We start from the raw sequence: 4,075 nt of genomic DNA on the forward strand, positions 1-4,075 counted from the left end.
AACAGTGAAGCTGACACTCTCATCATCGGGCCGAAACCCTAAAGAGCCGATATGCTAGGCGTCTACCATCGAAATGGCCAAACCGCCCGCATATCCCTTCAATATCATAACAATGTCAAACAGCAGACTTCAGAACCGTCAAAAACCTTCCGGGCGCCAATCTCTTAGCGCTCTTCCAGCCGCCGCTTCCGAAGTTTCCCGAACCGCGTCTCCGCCGTTCGGTGAAGGGGTATTTAGAGCGAGGTTCCCCACCCCGCAAGAGGAAAATTCACAAAACGTCACATTGATTGGCTGATTTCCTGCAAGTCATTGATTTGAAATGGATCATAGATCAGCGGACCCGCAGCTTCCGCAGCCCGGGCAGGCGCAGCGCCAGCAGGATCGCCAGCGCCAGCCCCATCCACAGCGCCCAGGACGGCCAGATCTTGTAGGCCATCAGCCAGTGCAGGATCGCCAGCGGAGCAGCCAGATAGACCAGCCTGTGCAGGGCTTTCCAGCGCGGCCCCAAGGCGCGGATGGTGCGATTCGACGATGTGGCCGCGAGAATCGCCAGAATCAGCCAGGCCGCCATGCCGATGGTCAGATAGGGGCGCTTGACGATGTCGCGCAGCGCCTGTCCCCACAGCAGCCCCATGTCCAGCACCGCCCAGGCCAGCAGATGCAGCACGGCATAGCTGAAGCTCAGCAGCCCCAGCGCCCGACGGAACCGGACCAGGTTGACCCGGAACAGCCGCAGCAGCGGCGTCACCGCCAGCGTCGCCAGCAGCAGATAGACGGCGGTGCGCCCCAGCCGGTGTTCGATGTCGCGGATCGGATCGACGCCTAGTTGCCCCTGCAGCGTATCCCACAGCAGCACCGCGAACGGGACCGCCCCCGCGAGCCAGACCGCCGCGACCGGAATCCGGCGCATCAATAGTTCCGTGCCAGATCCATCCCGGCATACAGCGAGGCCACCTGCTCACCATAGCCGTTGAACATCAGCGTCTCCTGCCGCCCGGCCAGCAGCCCGGCGCCGATGCGCCGCTCGGTCGCCTGGCTCCAGCGCGGATGATCCACCTGCGGGTTCACGTTAGCATAGAAGCCGTATTCCCGCGGCTGCATCGCCTGCCAAGTCGAGACCGGCTGGCGGTCGGTCAAGGTGATGCGCACCACCGACTTGATCGACTTGAAGCCGTATTTCCACGGCACCACCAGCCGGATCGGGGCGCCGTTCTGGTTCGGCAGCGGCTTGCCGTACAGCCCGGTCGCCAGAATCGTCAGCGGGTGCATCGCCTCGTCAATGCGCAGCCCCTCGACATAGGGCCAGTCCAGCGCGCGGGTGCGCTGCGCGGGCATCTCCTCGGGGCGCAGCAGGGTCTGGAACGCGACGAATTTCGCGCCCGGCTGGACGCCCACCGCGTTCAGCACCCGCGACAGGGGCACGCCCAGCCAGGGGATCACCATGCTCCACGCCTCGACGCAGCGCAGGCGGTAGATCCGTTCCTCGAGGGCATCGCCGGGGGCGAGATCAGAGACCGCATAGCTGCCGGGGCGATCGACCAGCCCGCCGATCTCGACCGCCCAGGGGTCGGTGGTCAGGGCGCCGGCATTGGCGGCCGGGTCGCCCTTGTCGAAACCGAATTCGTAGAAGTTGTTATAGCTGGTGATCTCGTCCCAGCTGTTCGGCCGCTCGGCCGCGGCCTGCGCCGCGCGGGGCAGGACCGCCGCGGCCCCCAGCCCCGCCAGCAGGCTGCGGCGATTGAGAAAGACCGTCTCGGGCGTCACGTCGGACCAGGCAAGCTTCACGGGCAGGGTTCCTTTCCTTGGCCCCGCCAGTCTAGCAGTGCGGGGGCGAAAATGCAGCCGCCCCTGCGCGTCACAACCCCGTGCGGGGTGCCGCCCCGGACCGGCGGGGCAAAAAGGGGCTTCAATCCGCGCCCCCGCAATCGTATATGCACCCACAATTCCCCCGACATCGAGGAAAGGCCAGCCTTGGGCCGCCCCGGTTTCCCGGACGAAAAGCCATTGCGAAGGAGCAACCGATGAACAAGCCGCTGATGGCCAAGGCCACCGCTGTCTGGCTGGTGGACAACACCACGCTCAGCTTCAAGCAGATCGCCGATTTCTGCGGCCTGCACGAACTGGAAGTGCAGGGCATCGCCGACGGCGACGTGGCGACCGGCGTCAAGGGCTTCGACCCCATCGCCTCGAACCAGCTGGACGACGGCGAGATCGAGAAGGGCCAGAAGGACCCGGCCTACAAGCTGAAGCTGAAGCACAACCCCGCCGCCGAGGGCGAAGAGCTGCGCCGCGGCCCGCGCTATACGCCGCTGTCCAAGCGCCAGGACCGCCCGGCGGCGATCCTGTGGCTGGTCAAGTTCCACCCAGAACTGGCCGACGCGCAGATCAGCCGGCTGGTCGGCACCACCAAGCCGACCATCGCCGCGATCCGCGACCGGACCCACTGGAACATCGCCAACATCCAGCCGATCGACCCGGTCGCGCTTGGCCTGTGCCGCCAGTCGGAACTGGACGCCGCCGTGCAGAAGGCCGCCAAGGCCAAGCCCGAGGTGATGTCGGACGACGAACGCCGCAAGCTGGTGTCGACCCAGTCCAGCCTGTCGATGCCGGACGAGCCGCGGCTGCCCTCGTCGATCGCGGGTCTGGAAAATTTCAGCCTGACCCGGGACGAGGACGAGGCCGCGCAGCCCGACGTGGATGCCGAAAGTTTCTTCAACCTGCCCGAGGGCGAGGATGAGGATGAGGATGGGCGGTAAGCCGCCGTCGCCCCCGGCTTTTTTCGTTCATGGCCGCAGATCGCACCCGACGAGACCTTGACGTCCGGAGGGGCGATCTGCGACCTGTTCTGCAGTTGTAGATGAGGGGATTCCGCGTGTCGCCTGGCGGAAACGAACGCCGGGCCGCCGTGGGATATGGTGCCAGTGTCCGAAGCCCGACGACCCGACCCGGTGCGCCGAACCGGCGATGACCTGCGCTGCATCGTCTGCACGGTCAAGAACGAAGGTCCGTTCCTGCTGGAATGGCTCGCCTATCACCGGCTGATCGGCTTCAACCGCTTCGTGGTGTTTTCCAACGACTGTACCGATGGCACGCACGAGATGCTGCAGGCGCTGGACGAAGCCGGGCTGATCCACCACTTCGACAACTCGCAGCTGTCCGACGACCTGCCGGCCGACCCGCAGGGCCGTGCCTATACCCGCGCCAACGCGATGCCGCTGGTCCGCAACGCCGACTGGATCATGGTCATCGACGGCGACGAGTTCCTGCGCGTCACGGTCGGGGACGGGACGCTGGACGCGCTGCTGGCGGCGCTGCCGCCGGGCACGGACGCGATCGGGGTGCAATGGCGGGTCTTCGGCTCGGGCGGGGTGATCCCCTTCACCGACGGGCTGCAGATCGACCAGTTCCGTCGCGCCGCGCCGCTGGACTATGCGCTCAGCACCAACCACCTGTCGATCAAGACCCTGTTCCGCCCCGACCTGGTGCAGCGCTTCGGCATCCACCGGCCAGTCTACAAGGGCACCTCGGGCACGCCGCGCAACCCGGTGCTGTTCGTCAACGGCTCGGGGCAGGACATCACCGCCGATTTCCTGCGCGGGCGCTGGTGCACCACCCCGCTGAGCGCCGGTTATGACCTGGCGCAGGTCAATCACTACATGATCCGCGCGCACGAAGTCTTCCTGATGAAGAAGTGGCGCGGGACCGCCAACAGCTCGAACGCCGAGCGGATCAACTTCGGGTATTTCGACAAGTACAACAGCAGCCACGACCGCGACGACGGCATGGCGCCCTGGGTGGACCCGGTGCGCGCCGAGGTCGCCGCGATCAAGGCGGCGGTGCCGGGCCTGGCCGAGCTGCACGACCGCGCCTTTGCCGCCTATGCCGCGCAGATCGCCGAGCTGAAGGCGCGGCTGGCCGCGGAATCGCCGCAGGAATACCGCCGGCTGTTCGACGAACCGACCGTCGCGGCCGAGCTGGACGGGCAGGCCGGCGCGCTGGCCGCGCTGCGCGCCAGGCATCACGGCGACGGCGTGCTGCGGATGTTCCCGCGCGCCGCCGCCGTGATGCCTGGCGC

At 66.7% G+C, this 4,075-nt stretch carries 4 protein-coding genes; 2 read left to right on the forward strand and 2 right to left on the reverse strand.

Translation table 11 applies throughout. From position 1 onward, the window contains the following. Positions 1-331: 331 nt before the first annotated feature. The gene (locus IC63_RS16520) at positions 332-910 is read right to left on the reverse strand and encodes a protein-methionine-sulfoxide reductase heme-binding subunit MsrQ (protein WP_036722638.1); all 579 of its coding nucleotides are present in this window, start codon (positions 908-910) and stop codon (positions 332-334) included. Continuing rightward, on the reverse strand, positions 910-1,785 hold the full coding sequence (gene msrP, locus IC63_RS16525) for a protein-methionine-sulfoxide reductase catalytic subunit MsrP (RefSeq protein ID WP_036722640.1): 876 nt from the start codon (positions 1,783-1,785) through the stop codon (positions 910-912). The genes IC63_RS16520 and msrP overlap by 1 nt, the downstream gene beginning before the upstream one ends. 236 nt (positions 1,786-2,021) lie before the next feature. Between msrP and IC63_RS16530 the strand changes: the two genes are divergently transcribed. Both IC63_RS16530 and IC63_RS16535 read left to right on the forward strand, forming a co-directional pair. Next, a complete protein-coding gene (locus tag IC63_RS16530) occupies positions 2,022-2,756 on the forward strand; it encodes a DUF1013 domain-containing protein (protein ID WP_036722643.1) in 735 nt (244 codons plus the stop codon). A 192-nt stretch (positions 2,757-2,948) separates the two neighbouring features. Next, on the forward strand, positions 2,949-4,075 hold a 1,127-nt coding region (locus IC63_RS16535), incomplete at its 3' end, for a glycosyltransferase family 2 protein (protein WP_052042346.1).

The organism is Paracoccus sphaerophysae (genome assembly GCF_000763805.1).
Taxonomy (GTDB): Bacteria; Pseudomonadota; Alphaproteobacteria; order Rhodobacterales; family Rhodobacteraceae; genus Paracoccus; species Paracoccus sphaerophysae.

Bases quoted from the DNA above. Each gene is read 5' to 3' on its own strand.
- IC63_RS16530 (WP_036722643.1), top strand. From the start codon at position 2,022: ATGAACAAGCCGCTGATGGCCAAGGCCACCGCTGTCTGGCTGGTGGAC.
- IC63_RS16520 (WP_036722638.1), bottom strand. From the start codon at position 910: ATGCGCCGGATTCCGGTCGCGGCGGTCTGGCTCGCGGGGGCGGTCCCG.